16 protein-coding genes and 1 pseudogene are annotated in these 19064 nt (G+C 38.5%); 12 read left to right on the forward strand and 5 right to left on the reverse strand.

What is annotated here, in order from left to right:
* Positions 1-59: 59 nt before the first annotated feature.
* Positions 60-959, reverse strand: a complete 900-nt coding sequence (locus F4V44_RS00440; RefSeq protein ID WP_150438014.1) for a LysR family transcriptional regulator — start codon at positions 957-959, stop codon at positions 60-62.
* 118 nt (positions 960-1077) lie between these two features.
* On the opposite strand from F4V44_RS00440, the gene F4V44_RS00445 reads away from it, so the two are divergent.
* From F4V44_RS00445 to F4V44_RS00460, 4 genes are all read left to right on the forward strand, one after another.
* Positions 1078-2046, forward strand: a complete 969-nt coding sequence (locus F4V44_RS00445; RefSeq protein WP_150438015.1) for a cupin domain-containing protein — start codon at positions 1078-1080, stop codon at positions 2044-2046.
* A 123-nt stretch (positions 2047-2169) separates the two neighbouring features.
* Complete coding sequence (locus tag F4V44_RS00450; protein WP_150438016.1) at positions 2170-2409, forward strand: DUF1450 domain-containing protein; 240 nt, start codon at positions 2170-2172, stop codon at positions 2407-2409.
* Positions 2410-2692: 283 nt separating this feature from the next.
* The gene (locus F4V44_RS00455) at positions 2693-3040 is read left to right on the forward strand and encodes a chorismate mutase (RefSeq protein ID WP_150438017.1); all 348 of its coding nucleotides are present in this window, start codon (positions 2693-2695) and stop codon (positions 3038-3040) included.
* 98 nt (positions 3041-3138) lie between these two features.
* Positions 3139-4425 carry an ATP-binding protein gene (locus F4V44_RS00460; protein ID WP_150438018.1) on the forward strand — a complete coding sequence of 429 codons (1287 nt, stop codon included), beginning with the start codon at positions 3139-3141 and terminating at the stop codon, positions 4423-4425.
* Positions 4426-4548: 123 nt separating this feature from the next.
* Here the strand turns inward: F4V44_RS00460 and F4V44_RS00465 are convergent, their stop codons facing one another.
* Positions 4549-5796 (reverse strand): extracellular catalytic domain type 1 short-chain-length polyhydroxyalkanoate depolymerase, encoded by a 1248-nt coding sequence (locus F4V44_RS00465; protein WP_191090499.1) that lies wholly within the window; start codon positions 5794-5796, stop codon positions 4549-4551.
* 220 nt (positions 5797-6016) lie between these two features.
* Between F4V44_RS00465 and F4V44_RS00470 the strand changes: the two genes are divergently transcribed.
* Positions 6017-6598: a YitT family protein gene (locus tag F4V44_RS00470; protein WP_191090500.1), complete on the forward strand. Its 582-nt coding sequence runs from the start codon at positions 6017-6019 to the stop codon at positions 6596-6598.
* Positions 6599-7048: 450 nt separating this feature from the next.
* Here F4V44_RS00470 and F4V44_RS27140 read toward each other — a convergent pair whose 3' ends face one another.
* Positions 7049-7669 (reverse strand): hypothetical protein, encoded by a 621-nt coding sequence (locus F4V44_RS27140; protein ID WP_191090501.1) that lies wholly within the window; start codon positions 7667-7669, stop codon positions 7049-7051.
* Positions 7670-7766: 97 nt separating this feature from the next.
* Here F4V44_RS27140 and F4V44_RS27145 point away from each other — a divergent pair, with 97 nt between their 5' ends.
* The 6 genes from F4V44_RS27145 (at position 7767) to F4V44_RS00500 (ending at position 12618) form a co-directional block, all read left to right on the forward strand.
* Positions 7767-8045 (forward strand): hypothetical protein, encoded by a 279-nt coding sequence (locus F4V44_RS27145; protein WP_191090502.1) that lies wholly within the window; start codon positions 7767-7769, stop codon positions 8043-8045.
* Between the two features lie 183 nt (positions 8046-8228).
* A complete protein-coding gene (locus F4V44_RS00480) occupies positions 8229-8672 on the forward strand; it encodes a cell wall hydrolase (protein WP_150438020.1) in 444 nt (147 codons plus the stop codon).
* Positions 8673-8994: 322 nt separating this feature from the next.
* The gene (locus F4V44_RS00485) at positions 8995-10746 is read left to right on the forward strand and encodes a methyl-accepting chemotaxis protein (protein WP_150438021.1); all 1752 of its coding nucleotides are present in this window, start codon (positions 8995-8997) and stop codon (positions 10744-10746) included.
* Between the two features lie 378 nt (positions 10747-11124).
* A complete protein-coding gene (locus tag F4V44_RS00490) occupies positions 11125-11355 on the forward strand; it encodes a glutaredoxin family protein (RefSeq protein WP_150438022.1) in 231 nt (76 codons plus the stop codon).
* Between the two features lie 252 nt (positions 11356-11607).
* Positions 11608-12006: a GNAT family N-acetyltransferase gene (locus F4V44_RS00495; protein ID WP_150438023.1), complete on the forward strand. Its 399-nt coding sequence runs from the start codon at positions 11608-11610 to the stop codon at positions 12004-12006.
* A gap of 126 nt (positions 12007-12132) precedes the next feature.
* Positions 12133-12618, forward strand: coding sequence for a nitroreductase family protein (locus F4V44_RS00500; protein ID WP_150438024.1), 486 nt, complete (start codon positions 12133-12135; stop codon positions 12616-12618).
* A gap of 56 nt (positions 12619-12674) precedes the next feature.
* Here F4V44_RS00500 and F4V44_RS00505 read toward each other — a convergent pair.
* Positions 12675-14210: pseudogene (locus F4V44_RS00505) on the reverse strand (response regulator); the annotation flags it as partial.
* A 41-nt stretch (positions 14211-14251) separates the two neighbouring features.
* The gene (locus F4V44_RS00510) at positions 14252-16987 is read right to left on the reverse strand and encodes a hybrid sensor histidine kinase/response regulator (protein ID WP_150438025.1); all 2736 of its coding nucleotides are present in this window, start codon (positions 16985-16987) and stop codon (positions 14252-14254) included.
* Positions 16988-17271: 284 nt separating this feature from the next.
* Here F4V44_RS00510 and brnQ point away from each other — a divergent pair, with 284 nt between their 5' ends.
* Entirely contained in the window at positions 17272-18606 is a 1335-nt protein-coding gene (brnQ, locus tag F4V44_RS00515; protein ID WP_150438026.1) for a branched-chain amino acid transport system II carrier protein, read from the forward strand.
* Positions 18607-19064: the final 458 nt, after the last annotated feature.

Raw genomic sequence — 19064 nt, forward strand, 5'->3', positions numbered from 1 at the left:
TTGAATATATGACACTGGGACAGGTCCACGACCCAAAGTTCGAATCAAATTGGACTGGATTAAATTGCCTGTCCCCGTGTTCTGTTGAGATTTCCCTCCCTTGCTTCCTTCACAATTTTAATAAAGGCTTTTACTAAAGGTGATTGGTTGTTTTGACGCCAAGAAATACCCATAGAAGCAGTGGGTAATTGATTATTAAAATCCAAATAAACGACATCTTGTGTATGTAAATTAATCGCTGATTGGGGAACAATGGAAATTCCCAACCCGGCAGCAACTAAGCCGATTACAGTTTGGAACTCAAGTGCTTCCTGATGAATGATTGGGTTACATAGTGCTAGGATTTCATTATAGAGACCTGCCCATGTTTTCCTAGATAACATGACAAAAGGATACTGACTAAGATCGGAAAGAGTGAGATTTTTCTTTTCTACTAGTGGATGCTGTTTGGGGACTGCCAACACACATGGCATGGTCGATACAATTTCCGTACACAATGCATCGCTGTTTACCGGCGGTCTTAAGATTCCAATATCAATTTCCTCCTCTCGTAAGGCTTCGATTTGTACTGGTGTGGACATTTCAAAAAGGTGAACTTGAACATCTGGATATAAGCTGCGAAATTCTCTTAGTACGGAGGGAAGGATATCGTAGGTAGCCGAACCAACAAAACCAACATTGAGTTTTCCGAGCTCACCGTGATGAGTACGCTGAGCATTCTCGACCGCACGCTGAAGATGGGAGAATATTTTCTGCACTTCTTCCGAAAACAATTTTCCAGCATCGGTTAATTCGACCTGCCGGTTATTTCGATAAAAGAGAGGAATTCCTAATTCATTTTCTAACTTTTGAATTTGTATGCTTAAGGGAGGCTGTGAAATACACAAACGTTCTGCTGCGCGGCTGAAGTTCAATTCTTCAGCAACAGCAACAAAATATTGCAGTTGTCGAAGTTCCATAGGAATCACCTTTTTTTCAATTATTTCGAAAATATATAATAGTGATATCAATTATATATTTAACATTTGTACTTAATCAAGTTAAGATATAACCAACACGGTGATAGGGGGAATTCACATGTCAAACCATATAGAATCGGGGAAATTAATTGTGGGAGAAGTTAATGAAAACTGGACTGGGGATGCTCGTTTTTATGAATATACAACTGCAGCAGATCCGATTGGAAGCGGGATTATCAGCCCAATTCCGGCAAAAGAATTTGCACCGGAATTATATAACTCAGGAGAAACCCGGATTGTTACGTTAGACCTTTCTGAAGACTTAAAAACAGATTATCCGGCAACAAGCCCATCATTGCTTGCTAATTTTATCCGTATTAATGAAGGCGATTCCATTCAAACACAACCAAATGCAACAAGCGAATTGTACTATATTATCTCCGGTGCGGGCAGCACAGAGGTAAATGGTGAAACAATTCATTGGAAGAAAGGTGACTTTCTAACACTGCCATCCGGATCCATCAGCCGGCACAAGGCCAAAGAAAATACAACCATCTACTATATTTTAGACACACCGCTGCTTGATTACCTTGGTGTAAAAGCAACTGAAGCGCGTTTCAAACCGACCCTATATACTGCTGAAGCAGCAAAGGCAAAATTGGATGAGGTAGCTAATGCACCTGATGCCCATTTAAAGAATCGTATTTCCATTCTACTAAACAATCAAAAGTTTGATCAAACCCTAACGATTACACATGTTCTTTGGGCGATGTTTGGGGTCGTTCCTGTAGGATCCAACCAAGCACCGCACAGTCATAAATCAGTCGCTCTTGATTTTGTAGCGTATGCGGCACCAGGTACGTATACATTGGTTGGAGATAAAATCGATCCGGTAACCCAGGAAATTATTGATCCGATTCGCATTGATTGGGTTACAGGAAAGGCTTTTGTCACACCTCCTGGATTGTGGCACTCCCATCATAACGAATCCGGGGAAGAAGCCTTTATTATCCCGATTCAAGATGCCGGTCTGCAAACGTATCTTCGGACATTGGATATTCAATTTGCGCAATATACTCAAAAATAAAGGTGAAGGCTCTTAAAGGACGGTCGTCCCTTTTAGGCTAGTATAGGAAAATGGACCGTTATTGAAACGAAAGATTTCTATAATGGTCCATTTTACATTTTTATCCACAAGGAGAACAAGAGAATGAGAGTGGCTATGTTTTGTGAAAGGAATGTTGAATTCACCGATGCCGATCAAGCCATTAAGAGTCTTCGGCAGAATTATCAAGATGAAGTGGAAGTTCGTGTCGTTGATTGCTTCAGGCGTTGTTTGAAATGCAGGGTGCAGCCATTTTGCCGGATTCAGTTAACAACGATTGAAGCAGACGATGCAAAAGGCTTGGTACAACAAATTCTTCAGGTAGTGCATAGGGGGAATTCATAAGAGACTTTTTGTTTCAAGATGGACTTGGATTGCCGGAAAAAGGAAATGTTTTTCTTAAGGGAACAGTACATAAAATGGTTATTAGAAATTTTATTGGTTAATATCATTGTGGGAATTATATTAAGAACAATTAACTTGTAAAATATTTCTAATACTTCGATAATAATTACTGTGTTAAAATAATATTTGAATTTTCGGATAAAAACACCTTTAAATTGGAGGTATTTTTATCTATTTTTACTTTAGAGCAGTTATAATAAAGAAAAAACAGTTGGAGGAATATATGGAAAATATAAATCTAGAGGATGTAAGAAATAGCATTGACCAAGTGGATAGTGAATTAATGAAATTACTGTCTAAAAGGTTTGAATTAACAGAAAAAGTTGGAATCTATAAGGCTGCCAATAACCTTATGGCCCAAGACACCATTCGTGAGTCTGAAAAGTTTGATAAACTAATCCTACTCTCTGAAAAGAATGGTTTAAACTCAGAATATGCTTTGAAAATTTTTAGATGCATAATGGATATGGCTATTTCCAGGCATCAAGAAATTCAAGGCGGTATTAGGGGAACAGAGACCTCCAATGGGCAACCGGATGTGGGGACAGGTAACTTGACGCCACACTCTTAATCGGTTTTTCGACAAAGAATAGAGTCATGCAGTAAGCAGGCTCTATCTTTTGTTATGTTGAATGGTAAGATGAATAAAATGAATTTTGGGGCAGTGGCATGGACCTTTATACAAAAAACTTAATTATCAGCTTTCTATCCGTTTTGTTTCCTCTATTTGTATGGCAATTGTTCTATCTTTTACATTATAATTATCAATTTAAATGGGTTAAAAAGTGGATGTTTGCTATATTTCCAATATTATCCATTGTTTTGTGCATGACCTTTCCTATTGCCTTAATGCAGCCTCTTTTTTTAGATTTTCGCAGAATCCCTTTGATTCTCGGAACGTTATATGGAGGATATAAAGTAGGCTTTGTCTTATTGGCTGTCATGTTCATCACTCGATATTTAATGGGTGGAGATGTATTTTATACTTCTTCTATCATTTTAATCCTAACGACTATTTGTGCAGGTTTACTATCAGATTATTATTTAAAAAAATCATTAAAACAGAAAGTAGTACTAAATAGTGTATTAATCCTTCTCTCGTTAGTTTTTTCAGCGCTTTTTATGAACATATTTGGAACTAATTTACTGAAAATCGGCATTGAACATTGGTTTATAAGTGTGATTGGAATGGTCATTGCGACTCTTTTAACTGAGATTATTCTGATTAATTTTCATTTGTTGCATAAATCAATCAAAGAAAAGAAGCTAGATGTGGCAAGTCATCTTGCAGCAAGCTTTTCTCATGAAATAGGAAATCCTCTTACCGCAACGAAGGGATTTATTCAGCTTCTGTCAGATGAAAAGATTTCTATTGAGACAAGAAATCAATATTTGAAAATAGCAGAACAAGAGTTAGATCAAGCGATAAACATTATTGATGATTATTTGACCTTTGCAAATCCAGCCCCTAAAGGGAAAGAGAAGATTTGGATTCCTGAAGCTATTCAGCAGGGGATGGCAGTGCTTGCTCCTGTAGCAGAGGAGAATAAGGTTAAAGTAAGTACGTCTTTTTTAGAGAATAATGATTGTTTTGTCCTCGGAGAACGGAAAAAAATGGAGCAATGTTTAATCTATATACTAAAAAATAGGATTGAATCGATGCCAAGCGGCGGAGAAATAAGGATTACTTTAGATGATGATGGGATATCTAATGTCAATATCACCATTCAAGATGAGGGCATCGGGATGACCCAGCGGCAAATTGATCAATTAGGTGAACCTTTTTTTACGACAAAGGAAAATGGAACGGGTTTGGGAATGATGGTTGCCTTTAGAATTATAAAAGGAATTGGCGGGAAAATAGAAGTGAAAAGTGTACAGGGGAATGGGACCCTTTTTCACATAAGTCTTCCTAAATATGATGAAAAAACTAAATTGATAAGAATGTTGTCATAATAACAAAAGAGCACAAGCAGCTAAAACTGTCATGTGCTCTTTTTCGTGTAAATTGCCGATTGCCTGCTTGAAGGAAACGGAGGGACGGGTCTAAAACTGTTAAAGTGACCCGCGAGAACCGTTTCATTTTGTTTTCTTTTTTATTAGTTTTGAAAGCAGGGTGCTTAGAAAGTTCTTTTTAGGTGTTTCTCCTGGTGATTCGTCCTTGGTTTTGACTGTTGCTTCAGTCGAAGGATTGGCGGCTGTTTCAGTCGGTTTTTCAGTTGCAGTTTGAACCGGAGTGGTGACTGAAGGTAGGATAAGAATATGGTCCGGCTGCTGAACCGTTGTAATGGAAGGCAGTTCTCCTGGTGATGGATCTTGAGGGGGAGGCAATAACTTAACTGGTTTCTTGCTTAGTTGTTTGACTGGAGTATCGATTCGTTTTTCTTTAGTCTGTTGTTGGTGTGAATGGAGAAAGTTCCATATGATTTCTGTTGCGTTGGGACCAGCGGAGTCTGTGTAAGAACCGCTTGGGTTTCCCCCTGACCAGGTATGCCCCATTTGATCAATCATCCAAAGTTCCAATAATGGCTCATCTTTTTTATCATGATAGACATGCCGGGTATAGCTTTTCCCATTTATGATATCTGATTTGACCTTAGCAGGGGTAACATCAGCGAGACCTATTCCTCCTTCAATGAGAAAATTAGTTTGAACCCATTGAGTGATAACCTGCAGTCCGTTAATAGGGTGGACCGTTGTATCACAAATCCCGTGGAAAACAATGACACGCATCTTTTTCTTATATTCACCCATCTCTTGAAATGCACTGTTTCCGCATTCATATGGGTCAGTCACTCCTTTTTCCATCTTTGTCTTCGCTTCTTCAGCCATTGGGTCGGTTAGAAAAAATACATTGGCAGCATCATAGGCCAGTCCTGAACAAATTCCGATACCGCTAAAAACATCAGGATATGTAACTCCCAGAATACAGGCAAGTGATCCGCCTGCTGATAACCCAGCAGCGTACACTTTATTGGAATCAATGTTGTACTCACTTTTCACCTCATGAATCATCTCATAGATGAGCTTTGGATGCCCCTCATCGCGGTGTTGGTTTTTATCTAAAAACCAGTTCCAGCAGCCAAAGGGGTTATATCCGGCCGGGTCCCTTGGATGTAATGGATGGTTCATATCAGGATAGAGGACAAGGAAATTTTCCTTTTCAGCCTGTTCGTTCATGTTTGTACCCGCAGCGAAGTCATCCGGATTTTGCCCGCACCCATGCAGCATCACCAATAACGGATATTGTTTTTCTATATGATATTCTCCTGGGACATATAGCTTGTATTTGTAACCTTGATGAACAAAATTGAGAAATTCCCCCAATGATTTTACCTCCGTTTTATACTCTATTTTGTTATCTTATTCCGGCAGGGATTAGAATAGAAGGATGTGTTTGATGCAGGTACAGGTACCGAGCCTTGGAACAATGATGAGAAATAGGGTTAGGGACCCCCCTTCTGTTTTATAGGGGGAATCTCTGGCCGATTAATAACGAATATGTTATTGACTTGTTTCATACCTATTAGAAGATGAGGCTTTTGGAATGAACGAAATGAGGTGGATAAAAATACTTGCTAGAATGATAGCGTTGGTACTCGGGAGCCTTTTGCTTGGAATTGGGATTAATGGGTTTTTGGTACCTCATCAGTTACTAGACGGAGGAATTATTGGCATTGCGCTTATTCTTCATTACTATTTTGATATTCCAGCCGGCCTTTGGTCAGCGATATTAAGTATTCCGTTAATCATCTATGCCTGGATAAAAGACCGAAAACAGTTTCATGGCAGTGTTTATGGAATGATTGTAACGGCCATTTTTATTGATGTACTTGCCCCTTATCAATTTATTCTCCCGATTTGGCTAAGTGCTATTTTAGGCGGGGCCATTTGTGGAATCGCCGTCGGCTTAATGCTTCGATATGAGACAAGCACTGGCGGAACGGACTTAATCGCTTATTTTTTGGCAAAAATGACACCGATTAATATTGGAATAATTATTGCCTTTATTGACGTGGTAATCGTTCTTTTAGGTTACCAAACATTGGGTCTTCAAAGTGTAGTATTCTCAACTATAACCATTCTTGTTGCCGGCTCCCTTGCATCTGTATGTTATGAGAAATTTTAGGGACTTAGAGAGCGGTATCTTGAACTAGATTATTAGGAAAAATGGTCTGAGGGACCTTTACATGAAGTTCACCACAGAGAACTACTGGGTAATAAAGGGGAAAGCCTGTATCATTAATGACAATTGGTACAGGCTGAGTTATTTACTCAATTCCGATCATCAATCGAAAGTTATTTAATAAATCCCGCATACATCTGAGAATTTCTGCTCAATAGTTCACGATTTTTTCGAAAAGGCTTGAATTTTTCTTAAAGCAGTGATAAACGATAAGAAACCCACTCTTATGGTCCTAATAGTAGTTTGGTTGTGAATATTCTGTTAAAATGACAGAGTAACTTAGTTAATTAATGGAATGAAGATTACTAGAAAGGGGGGGAGATTTATAAGAATGTTTATGTTAAACAGGGGAATACGAATACAATTGAGAACAAAAACAATAAGAAAAAGCTTTTATTTGTTCCTAACTTTTATTGTGATAATGATAGGAAGTATTTGGTTTAATAGTGGGAATAACCAAGTATCTGCAGCGGTTTTAATTCCAGCAGTAACAACTGAGCCGGAATTAATAATAGTGCAAGAACAAGAACCAGCACCGGAACCAGCGCCAATACCGGAACCAGCGCCAATACCGGAACCAGCACCAGCACCGGAACCAGCGCCAATACCGGAACCAGCACCAGCGCCGGAACCAGCGCCAGCGCCGGAACCAGCACCAGCGCCGGAACCAGCGCCAGCGCCGGAACCAGCGCCAACACCGGAACAAGTGCCAGCACCGGAACCAGCACCAACACCGGAACCAGCGCCAGCACCGGAACCGGAACCAGTGCCAGCACCGGAACCAGCACCAACACCGGAACAAGTGCCAGCACCGGAACCAGTGCCAGCACCGGAACCAGCACCAACACCGGAACCAGTGCCAGCACCGGAACCAGTGCCAGCACCAGTACCAAAACCGGCTCCAAAACCAGCACCTGTACCAGCACCAAAACCGGCTCCAAAGCCAGTACCAGTACCAACACCAAAACCGGCTCCAAAGCCAGTACCAGTACCAACACCAAAACCGGAATCCAAAACACAGCCAAAACAGCAGGAAGAACGACAAACAAAGAGCCAACAGGATTCAGCATCAACTGCCGATTTAACGGTAAGTTTTGAAGATCAATCAAACATGAACTCGGCTTCTAATGAAAACAGCAACCCTGAATTAACTTCTGAACCGGAAGATTTTGAGACAGTTAATCTTTCTGATGTTTTACCTGATAAAGATTCTGAAAGTGAAGGTAAGGATTCTGAAAGTAAAGGGAATAGTGAAAAGAAATCACTGCAATTAATGGCAGCGGAGTATGAAAAGGATCCATTTTCATCACAGAGGACCATTTTTTATGTTATTTCTAGTATTTTGCTCTTAGGAATTGTTTTTTGGTTAGTTAGAAAAATATGGCTGTAGAGTGTGCGATCAGAGAGACATCCAAAGTTATTTCATTAGGATGGGATTTAGGGACAGGCACCGTGACCCAAAGTTTGAGACAAATGGGGACGGTGAACCTGTCCCTTTGGTCTTTTGGTCTTTTTGAAATGGCCTGCATGAATGCAGGTTATATTTCATACTATCTACTTTGGGGGTGGAAAAATGGCAAGAATCAGTTACAACAGCTCGGACATTGATTTAATGGCAAGGATGATGAGAGCAGAGGCTGAAGGTGAAGGTAAACTGGGAATGTTAATGGTCGGAAATGTCATTGTTAATCGTGTGAAAGCAGATTGTTTAGACTTTAAAGATGTAAGAACGGTTTCGCAAGTTATTTATCAAGTGCAAGGAGGAAATTTCTCTTTTGAAGCTGTTCAAAAAGGAAATGTATTTTATCAAAGAGCGAGAGAGGCTGAAAGGAGATTAGCGAGACAGAATTTAACTCATTGGAGAGAACACCCATCAAAATATTCCCTTTGGTATTTTAATCCGTATGCCCCGTGTCCTCCTACATGGTATGGCCAACCTCATTCCGGACAGTTTAAACAACATTGCTATTATGAACCTAAGGCTAACACTTGTGATAGTGTTTATATTGGAAGCTAAGCTTACTCTCTTGAGTAAGCTTTTTATTTTGGAAAAAGGGGAAAATTCCCTTTTTAAATCATGAAAAAAGTCTTTGTGAAAAAAGAACTAATTTATTGAAGTTTATTAAATTACATGTAAAATATATTTAAAGATAGTAAAGAAAAACTCTATTTGTTAATGGAGAATTATATTAGAATAGGTTTAGATTAAATATTCTAAAAACATATAAAGTTCCGAATGGTTTATTCAACCTTTTTCATTGCCGTTGTTTTACCCCATTAAACAAAGGGACAAATCTATAATAGACGAAAAACTAATACAGAAGGGAATTTGACCAAAGATGAAAAGAATACGAATGATTTCGTCCATTAAGTCGAAATTGATTTTGATTTCCATTCTATTACTATCCGTTCCTTTACTCACTGCTAGTCTCATAAGCTATCAGATTAGTAAAACTAGTTTAGATGAAATCGGAAAAAAGAATTTAAAAAATAATGTTGAAATGACCATTAGCATGATTGATTCTTTAAATGAAGAGGTTGAACAGGGGACTATTACATTAGAACAAGCGCAGGAAAAAGTGAAAACCTCGATTTTAGGTGAAAAAAAGCCCGATGGAACCCGTCCAATAAATAAGAACATTGATTTAGGAGAGAATGGTTTTCTATTTGTACTAGATCAAAAAGGAACTCAAATTGCGCATCCAAGCTTGGAAGGACAAAATTTTTGGAACGATAAAGATTCCAAGGGTTCTGCATATGTTCAAGAGATGGTCAAAGCCGGGAATAACGATGGCGGGTTTGTTTACTATGAAAGACCTCTGCCGAGCAAAGACAATAAGATTGAAAGGAAAGTAACCTATTCAAAGACAGACCCGCATTGGGGTTGGGTTGTTAATGCAAGTACCTTTATGCTAGATTTTAATGAGTCTGCTAAAGGTATTTTAACGACTCTTTTAAAAATGGCTGGAATTACATTAATTATTGGTATTTTTGTCAGTTGGTTATTTGCCAACAGGATGGCAAAGCCAATTCAATCGGTTACAGTACGCATGAATGCACTTGCTGAAGCGGATTTGAGCGGGCAACCGCTGCAAATTAAATCAAAAGATGAGATTGGAAATTTAGCTCACTCTATGAATGACCTGCAAACAAAATTAAAATCCATGGTCCATCAAATTTCACATGCTTCTCATTTATTATCGAATCAGAGTGAGGAATTAACGCAATCTGCTAATGAAGTGGCCACGGGTACGGAGCAGGTCGCATCAATCATGGAAGAATTGGCTGCTGGTTCAGAGGTGCAGGCGAATCATTCCAATGAGCTTTCCATTTCTGTGTCTGCTTTTTCTAAAAAGGTACAAGAAGCCAATGAGCATGGGGAGCAAATTCAACAATCCTCGCATAAGGTTCTTGATATGACTCAAACTGGCAGCGGATTAATGAATGCTTCTACTTCACAAATGACCAAATTAGATCAAATTGTAAAGGAATCTGTTCAAAAGGTAAATGATTTACAACAGCAATCACATGAAATATCTAAATTAGTCTATATTATAAAAGATGTTGCAGATCAAACGAATCTTTTGGCATTAAATGCAGCAATTGAAGCAGCAAGAGCAGGGGAGCACGGTAAAGGATTTTCTGTAGTAGCAGAGGAAGTGAGAAAACTAGCTGAACAAACGGCTAAATCTGTTACAGAAATTACTAATATTGTTCAAGCTACCCAAGGTGGTTTTCAATTAGTCACTAAATCGCTAGAAGATGTATTTTCTGAAGTTGCGCAAGGAAAAACGCAAATGGAGACCACTGCAGATACTTTTACTGGCATCAGCCTATCCGTAACAGAAATGGTACAAAGTATCAGCAGTATTTCGAAAAATCTATATGATATGGCATCAACAAGTACTGAACTTAATCGTGCCATTCACGAAATAGCCTCCGCAGCGGAAGAATCTTCAGCAGGGGTGGAAGAGGTGTCTGCATCGACCCAGCAAACGAGCAGTTCAATGGAAGAAGTGGCTAGAAGCGCCATCAATCTAGGCGAGCTGGCTGAAGAACTGAATGAACTTATTAAACGGTTTAAGTTGTAGTAAATAGGACGAGCAATTAAAGTACCGTACCTAGAAAATATAGAAGGGAGAGCATTGGTTAAGAAATGCTCTCCTTATTTTTTTATTTAGGGTCTATAAAAATATTTCTGAATAATAGAAACAAAAGAGTTATATCAGAAAACTCCAATTGGCAGTTCAATAGGATTGAGAAGACATAATAACAGAATCGGAGCTTAATAAAAGCTGAACAATTGACAGGGTGATTCGAAAGGCTTACATTTTCTATAAGGTAAGCTTTGTTTATTAACAGTGCATCTGTGAGAAATGAACATTTCTCACGGATGAGTCAAAAGTCTGACTAATCAACATTGTTCGTTAACATAGCCATAAGGTATAAAACAAAAGGAGGTATGCATAATGAATGATATTACTGTTTATTCAACTAATACTTGTCCGTACTGTACAATGATGAAACAATTCCTTGAGGCTCAAGGACTTAACTACAAAGAAGTAAATGTACAGGAAGATTTAGATGCGGCATATGAGCTAGTTGAAGAAACTGGGCAGATGGGTGTACCGCAGACAAATGTAAATGGCCATTGGGTCTTCGGTTTTGACCCGGAAACGCTAATGCAACATGTAAAATAGCAGATGCAGGAATGGCCGCACGACCTTGTTATAGAGAGAATCTGTGAAAACCCCGTGGAGAATAAAATATTTCTACGGGTTTTTTTAGTGAGGGATTTCTTAAAGTGAGAAGAGTAACCATGTTTGTCATTACTCGGAGGAGGTCTCCTATATTCAATAAGATAGTGCATACCAGTTGAATGTGCAGGATAGAAAAATCCGTTTGGCGAATTAGTACGGGTGTGCCTATTCATTGAGAAAAGGAGCGGAAGTATGCAAATTACCTATGAGTTTGTTCAAAAGCTTGACGCTGAGGAAATGGCGGATGTCTTTAAAAAGTCAGGCATTACACGCCCAGTTGATGATTTAGAACGTATTCAACGTATGATTGATCATGCAGATATAATTGTAACAGCGAGAAACAACGGCCAACTGGTTGGCATAGCAAGAGCCATAACGGACTATTCCTATTGCTGCTATTTGTCAGACCTTGCTGTGGATGCTCAATATCAACGCAGTGGAATTGGGAAGGAGCTTGTTCGACGTATTCAGGAAAAGCTTGGTGATGAGGTAGCCTTACTTTTAGTTTCAGCACCAAATGCAGTAGACTATTATCCTCGAATTGGATTTGAAAAATCGGATAAGGCCTTTTTAATTAAGCGTAAACGTTAAATGATATTTGAGACAACTTCTTTGACTTTTCGTATACAATTATATACGTTGATAGTATCTATTTATGTAATGGATAGTCTGGAAATTTATTCGAAAGAAAGCACGAACAAAAAGGGAGGAACTATTTTGGAAATCTTAGATATCATTTATTCTCGCCGTAATATAAAAAGTTTCAAATCAGACCCAATCGATATGGAGCAAATCAACAAATGGCTGCAGGCCGGTACAATGGCTCCTAATCATAGAATGACTGAACCTTGGGAAGTCTATATAGTTGGGCAGGAGACAAGAGCACAGTTAAATCATAAAGCTGATTTCTGGAATGCACCTGTAGTACTTGCTGTGTTATCCAAGCATGGTGCCACAGAGGTTGAAACTTATGAAAATATTCTGGCTACAGCATGCTTTGTCCAAAACTTTAACTTAGCCGCATGGGCTGAGGGTGTTGGTACTTTCTGGTCATCTTTGGGAAATAATCTGCAAAAACGTGAAATTTTAGGTGTTCCAGATGGTTATGATGTGATTGGTGTATTTGGGGTAGGTTATCCGGATGAAGTTAGTCAGCCAAAAGAAAGAACGATTATTGAAGACAAAATAAAATATCTTCCGTAAAATCATTGAAAATGCCCCATCATATCTTTCGGTGGGGCATTTTCATGCTCTCTAGACTAAGAGTAGGCAAGTGGAGTGAGGTGGCCGTTCCTCTGAAATCTTATGAAAAAGGTTGTGCCGTTTGCTCCTGTTTGAATATCAATTTTTGCATGGTGGCGGGCAGCAATGGCATAACAGACACCTAGCCCTAATCCGGTTCCATTAGCTTTTGTTGAGAAAAAGGGAGTGCCTAATTTTTCTAACACCTCAGGCTTAATTCCTTCTCCTTGGTCCTGAATAGCGAGTACAACCTGTTCTTTCTCCCTATAAGTTCTAATTGTCAGCTCTTTTCCTTCTCCCATAGCTTCTAAGCCATTACGGTATAGATTTAGAATTAATTGACGGATTTCATTCCGATTCAATAGTAAATTAGGAATCTTAGAAGTTTCTATTTTGATTTCTTTATTTTGGTTAAGTGCATTCGCATGAAGTAAGGGATATAGGTCGTTGATGATAGAATTTAAATTAAGCTCCTCCAAATTATTTGTCTTTATTGTACCCATGGAGAGAAATTCCGTAATAATGGAATTCGCACGGTCAAGTTCATCAATCATTAGTGTAAAGTAATCATTGAACTTAACGCACTCTTCCTTTTCACTCAATATCTGTAAAAATCCGCGTACTGTCGTCATTGGATTTCGAATCTCATGACTGATACCTGCTGCCATTTGGCCGATTAATTGTAGACCTGATAAGCGCTTCATTTCTTGTTCATATTTTTTCTTTTCAGCTATATCCTTAACGAAAATACAAATTCCGTCCTCAAATGGATAGACATTTATAAGAAACCAGGCATCACTATAATGGGACGGGGTTTCGAAATGGAGAGGAATTCTTTCGATCATGGATCGATGAAATTCTCGATATGTTAATGTATCGACTAATTTTGGGAAAACCTCCCATATGTTTTTTCCTATCATATCCTCTGCTGTTTGATTTTCTGGAAAAGTATGATGATCATTCACATAAATATACTTCCAATTTTTATCCACTGCAGCGAAACCATCTGTAATACTATCTATAATTTTGCTGATTTTTTCATTAGCAGCTGCGAGTTCTTTTGTTCGTTCCTTTACGGTTTGTTCCAGTTGTTCATAATGCTCTAGCAGTTTCTTTGTTAACAAGTCTTTTTCTTCTTCAAGTCTTTTTCTAGCCTGTAAAAGGTTTTCAAGTTCATGATTTTTCTGGACTAGTTCATCTTTTGATTGCTTGAGGGCAATATGGGTCCTTACTCTTGAAATGAGTTCTGTTCGGTTGAAGGGCTTCGTTATATAATCAACAGCCCCTAATTCAAACCCCTTGACAATATCCTCGGGCTCGCTTTTCACAGTTAAAAAGATAATTGGAATTTCTTTAAATCTTGGATCCGCTTTAACTGTCCTGCATACATCAAATCCATCAATATCAGGCATTTCTACATCTAATAAAATAAGCTCTGGTGTGTTTTCTTCGAGAAATTGATACACCTCTTGAGCATTCTGCGTAATTCCAAGCTCGTACCCGCACTCCGCCAGGCTAGTCGCAAGTACTTGAATGTTATTGGGGTTATCATCAACGATTAATACTAGATCATTGCTTCTATTTTCCATATGAATTAATGTTCCTTTACTAGTATTTTTTCAATAGATTTTAATGTTAACTTGATATGAATAATATCGTAACATTCTGCATAACTCATTAGCTCTTTTCCTAAAAATGTGAGCAGCTCCGATTGATGTTCGTCTCCTAATGAAATTAACAGTTGGGCCAAACGTTTTACTGTGCTGATAATAATGGATGTTTCTAATTTTTTTAATAATGGATTCAATTGTTCCTTTATAGCAGCAGCTACTTCAGGGGATAGTGTGTCTTTATCCATGTTAGCATTAAGATGATAAAGAAAACCGCTCTGGTTACTGACCGTTTTCTTCTGAATAAATGGTGAAATTTGGCTGTAAACTTCGTCAATTGTAACAGGTTTCAGTAGAAATCCATCAAACGGATGGTCTTTAGGCAAATCGGCGCTGATACCGATGATAGGAATATGGGCCGTTTGAGGGTTTTCTCGAAGTGTCCTAGAGAGTTCAACCCCATTTATAACGGGCATAACTAAATCAGTTATAATCAAATCCGGCTTTTCAAACTCACACACTTTAAGAGCTTCAAATCCATTTTCAGCTAGAAGTACACGAATTCCAGCTTTTGAAAGATATTCTTTTAATAAATAGCGGTTATTCTCAATATCGTCCACGACAAGAATGGTTGTATCGACAAACTGATCTTTCTTATAGGCAGCAGGGGGCATCTCGTTTGGCAGCAGTACACAGTCTGCAATCCTGACATTTTTAAATTCAATATGAAATTCGCTGCCTTTGCTGACTTCGCTTTCAACCGAAATCTTCCCGTTCATCAGTTCGACTAATTTTTTTGTAATAGAAAGTCCAAGGCCGGTACCGCCATATTTTTTAATGCTTTGTCCTGAAATTTGGGTGAAGGCTTCAAATATTCTTTCTCTTTCGGTTTCAGGAATTCCAATGCCAGTATCTTGTACAGAGAGATGCAAATCGATAAGGGCTCTGTTACCTGTGTTTGAAGGCTTCGCTTCTATGGATAACTTCACATAGCCTTTCTCTGTAAACTTAATGGCATTCCCTACAAGATTTAATAGGATTTGCCGAATTCTTACTTCATCAAGCAGAATGGTTTCAGGAATATCACTTGGAAAGTCTATTAAGAATGTCATCTCTTTTTGTTGGATCTTTTGCATGAAAATCGTTTCAATTTCTTTAAAAATCGCATGAAGCTTAATCGGTTTATACTGCACTTCCATTTTTCCTGCTTCAATTTTTGAAAGGTCGAGAATATCGTTAATAATTAGCAGTAGACTATTTCCTGCATTGTTAATGGTTTTAATATAGTTTTGCTGTTGTTCATCTTTAATCGTCGTTTGCAGCATCTCACTCAAGCCAATGACTGCGTGTAAAGGTGTGCGAATTTCGTGACTCATATTAGCTAGAAATTCGCTTTTGGCTTTATTGGCTTTGTCTGCTTCTATTTTTGCCGCGCTTAACTCTTTATTTGTCTTTTCAATTTCGGTGGTTCGTTCTTTTACCTTTTCCTCCAGATGATTGATATGTTTATATAATTGTTCTGCCATGTTATTGAATACACGGGACAGCTTTCCAATCTCATCATTCTTGTAGATTTCGGCTCTATGCAGCAGGTCGCCTTGTGAGAATTTCTCAGCGGACCAGATTAGGTTGTGTATTGGTTTTAAAATAATATCTGTTACTTTTTTATAAATAATCATGGATATAAGCATAGCCATGATGGATAGTAGAATAGCTGTTGTAATATTTTGATTAATTTGAGAAGTTAATTGACTTTCTGGTATTGTGGTAATGATGAGCCAATCAACTCCGTCGAGCTTGTACTCTGTTAGTTTAATATGAAGGTTTCCCTCATTCGTTTTTTTAATCACTTTTGTTTCATCTGTACTTTTATAAAGTTCATAGGCTTCCAAGACGTCTTTGTCATCAATCGTGTCGATCGAAATCCTTTTAAAAGTGCCGTCAGAAAGGGATTGAAACGATTGAAGGTCAAGTGAATTGGCTACCAATTCCCCTGTGGTTCTTTCAATGACATAGGCTGTTGCCGATCGATCTGCAAGGATTTCCTTCAAATAGTCGTTTAGACTAGAAAGGGTGATACGTGTGCCTAATACACCTTGAAAAATTCCTTCTCTATTATAAATAGGATAGGCAGAGGTAAGTACTAGGTCATCCTTGACAAAATGCTTGTAAAGTGGAGAAAAAATTGGTTTACCTGCCTCTTTTGCCAGGCTATACCAAGGTCTTGTACGAGGGTCAAACTGTCCCGCGTCCTCTACAAACTGTCCTTCTGTTAGATCCTCTGTTATCGAGTAATATTGAGAATGCCCATTTGTTTCATTGTTGCTTTTATAAATTTGTATGTCACCGTTCTCATTTCTCCGGGCACCGTAATAATCGCCATTTTCTAAACCATAGCTAATGCTGTAGATATTTTCATCGCTGGACTCAACGATGCTGGCAAAGAAAGCATCTCGCTCAGTCTCATTACTCATGTCGACAATTTCATTTTCAAGGACATTATGATTGATGGCATTCAATGTATATGGAAGATAAATTAGTTCTTCAATTTTTTTTAGAATATCTTTATTTGAAGCATTTTCCATTTTTAATATAATATTTTCCGAGGATTCCTTCCAACTAGAAAAAATAATATATCCTATAGTCAGAAGTGTACTGACCATTAAAATGATGAACGAAATACTAATGATTCCCCTGATAGAGCTTGTTTTATTATTCATTTATGCAATCTCCATTCCAGTACATCTATATCATGAAAAAGCTATACTATTCTAATTATTATGTCTAAAATAATACGTTCTTGCAATATTTTTATAGTTTTTGTGACAAATTTTCGACAAATTTTCGGGTAATTCAGGTATAGAGGTGAAAACATTACTAAAACGAGGTCCTAATTCTGTAAATAAAAATGAAAAATATAGGTAGTTTTTCATAGGCTATTTAATGAAAATTGGATATCTGATAAAATAAAAAATATTTTAAAATAATATTCGGGGTGGACTGATTGAATAAATTAACCAATAGAGACATCATGTTTCTTGGCTTTATGTTATTTTCCATGCTATTCGGTGCTGGGAACTTAATTTTTCCCGCTTATTTGGGCCAAGCTGTAGGGGAAAATGTTTGGCAGGCTGTTGCTGGATTTATTATTTCTGATGCAGGTCTAGCTGTACTCGGTATGATTGCCATTGCAAAATCAGGGTCATTAGACCATCTAGTCAATCGTGTGCATCCTATTTTTGCCTTGCTTTTTCCAATGGCTATTTATTTAGCGATTGGACCTGGCCTGGCTATTCCGCGTGCTGGCAGTCTTGCGTACGAAATGGGGGCAAAGCCTTTTTTGCCAAATTCAATCGAGTCTTCACCAATTGGACTTTTGGTTTATACCGTTTTATTTTTTAGCATCGTCTTTTGGTTTGCCAAATCGCCATCTAAATTAGTCGACCGATTTGGGAAAATTTTAACACCTTCATTATTAATATTAATTGGAATCGTTGCTGTTAAGGCGTTATTTACGGATTTACCTGGTTTGAAAGAAGCTGCTTTATCGTATAAGGAGATCCCGATTGCAAAAGGTTTTTTAGATGGATATCAAACAATGGATGCACTTGGAGCGTTAATTTGCGGAATTGTCTTTACGACTATTTTTAGCAGTAAAAAGATAGATAATAAAACATTGCAGGTTAGATATTTAACCTTATTTGGATTAATCTGCGGCCTGCTTTTAGCTTTTTGTTACGTCATTATTGCGTACCTGGGCGCGTCCGCTTCCATTCCTGGGAATGCAGACAATGGTGCGATTGTCTTAAGTACAATCATGCATCAATTGTTTGGACAGGGCGGAACGGTTGTATTGGGATTAATTTTCACCTTAGCTTGCCTAAGTGTTTGTATTGGATTAATCACAGCCTGTGCTCAATATTTTTCTGCTATTTTTCCAAGGCTGTCGTACGAAAATTGGGCCATCCTATTATGTGCAGTCAGCGGTGTTGTTGCCAATCTCGGGCTGTCACAAATATTAAAAGTGTCTGTTCCCATTCTGGGCTTACTGTATCCAATCGCGATTAGTTTAATCGTTTTGGGGCTGGTGCATGATCGGTTGCCATATAATAAACGCCCGGTTTATGTCATGACTCTCGGCCTTGTTGGAGTATTCAGTTTAATTGAGATGGTGAATACTGCATTCTTAAACAACTCACTTTCGGGATTCCTATCCTTTGTTCCGATGCAAACGATGGGCTTCGGCTGGATCATTCCTGGTGTGCTTGGATTTGTTATCGGATGCATGATTGAAAAAGTGAATGTTAAAGCGGAACTGGTTGAAAGGAAAGCTGCATAGCAGAGTTTCTGATGAAAAACCGCCGGTATTAAGGGTACCTTGATTCGTACCAATAATACCGGCGGTTTTTGGATTGGTTTAAGGGAATCAAATCTTTTCGGACAAAAGGGGAACAAATAAGCGTGAGCATGAAATTGTCGGAAGAGGTATTGATTCTAACAAGCCTAAGTTAAATAAACAGAAAGCGGTCAGAATGGGGAGTGATTCTGACAAGAGCATGATAATAGAACGAAAACCTGTCAGAATAGGAGTCCCACTCTGCAAGGGCAAGGTAAAGAAATGAAAGGTTGATAGTGCCTGTGCGGTGGTGGGAAAATGGTCTTTGGGAACGATCAAGGGTTGATAGTGCCCATGCAGTGATTAGCAAACAGTCCATGGGAACAATCGAGGGTTGATAGCGCCCATGCGTGGATATGAAACCAGTGCATGGGAACAATAGGTGGCTGATAGAGCCCGTG

Origin of the sequence: Niallia endozanthoxylica (genome assembly GCF_008710145.1) — a bacterium.
Taxonomy (GTDB): Bacteria; Bacillota; Bacilli; order Bacillales; family Cytobacillaceae; genus Bacillus_BD; species Bacillus_BD endozanthoxylica.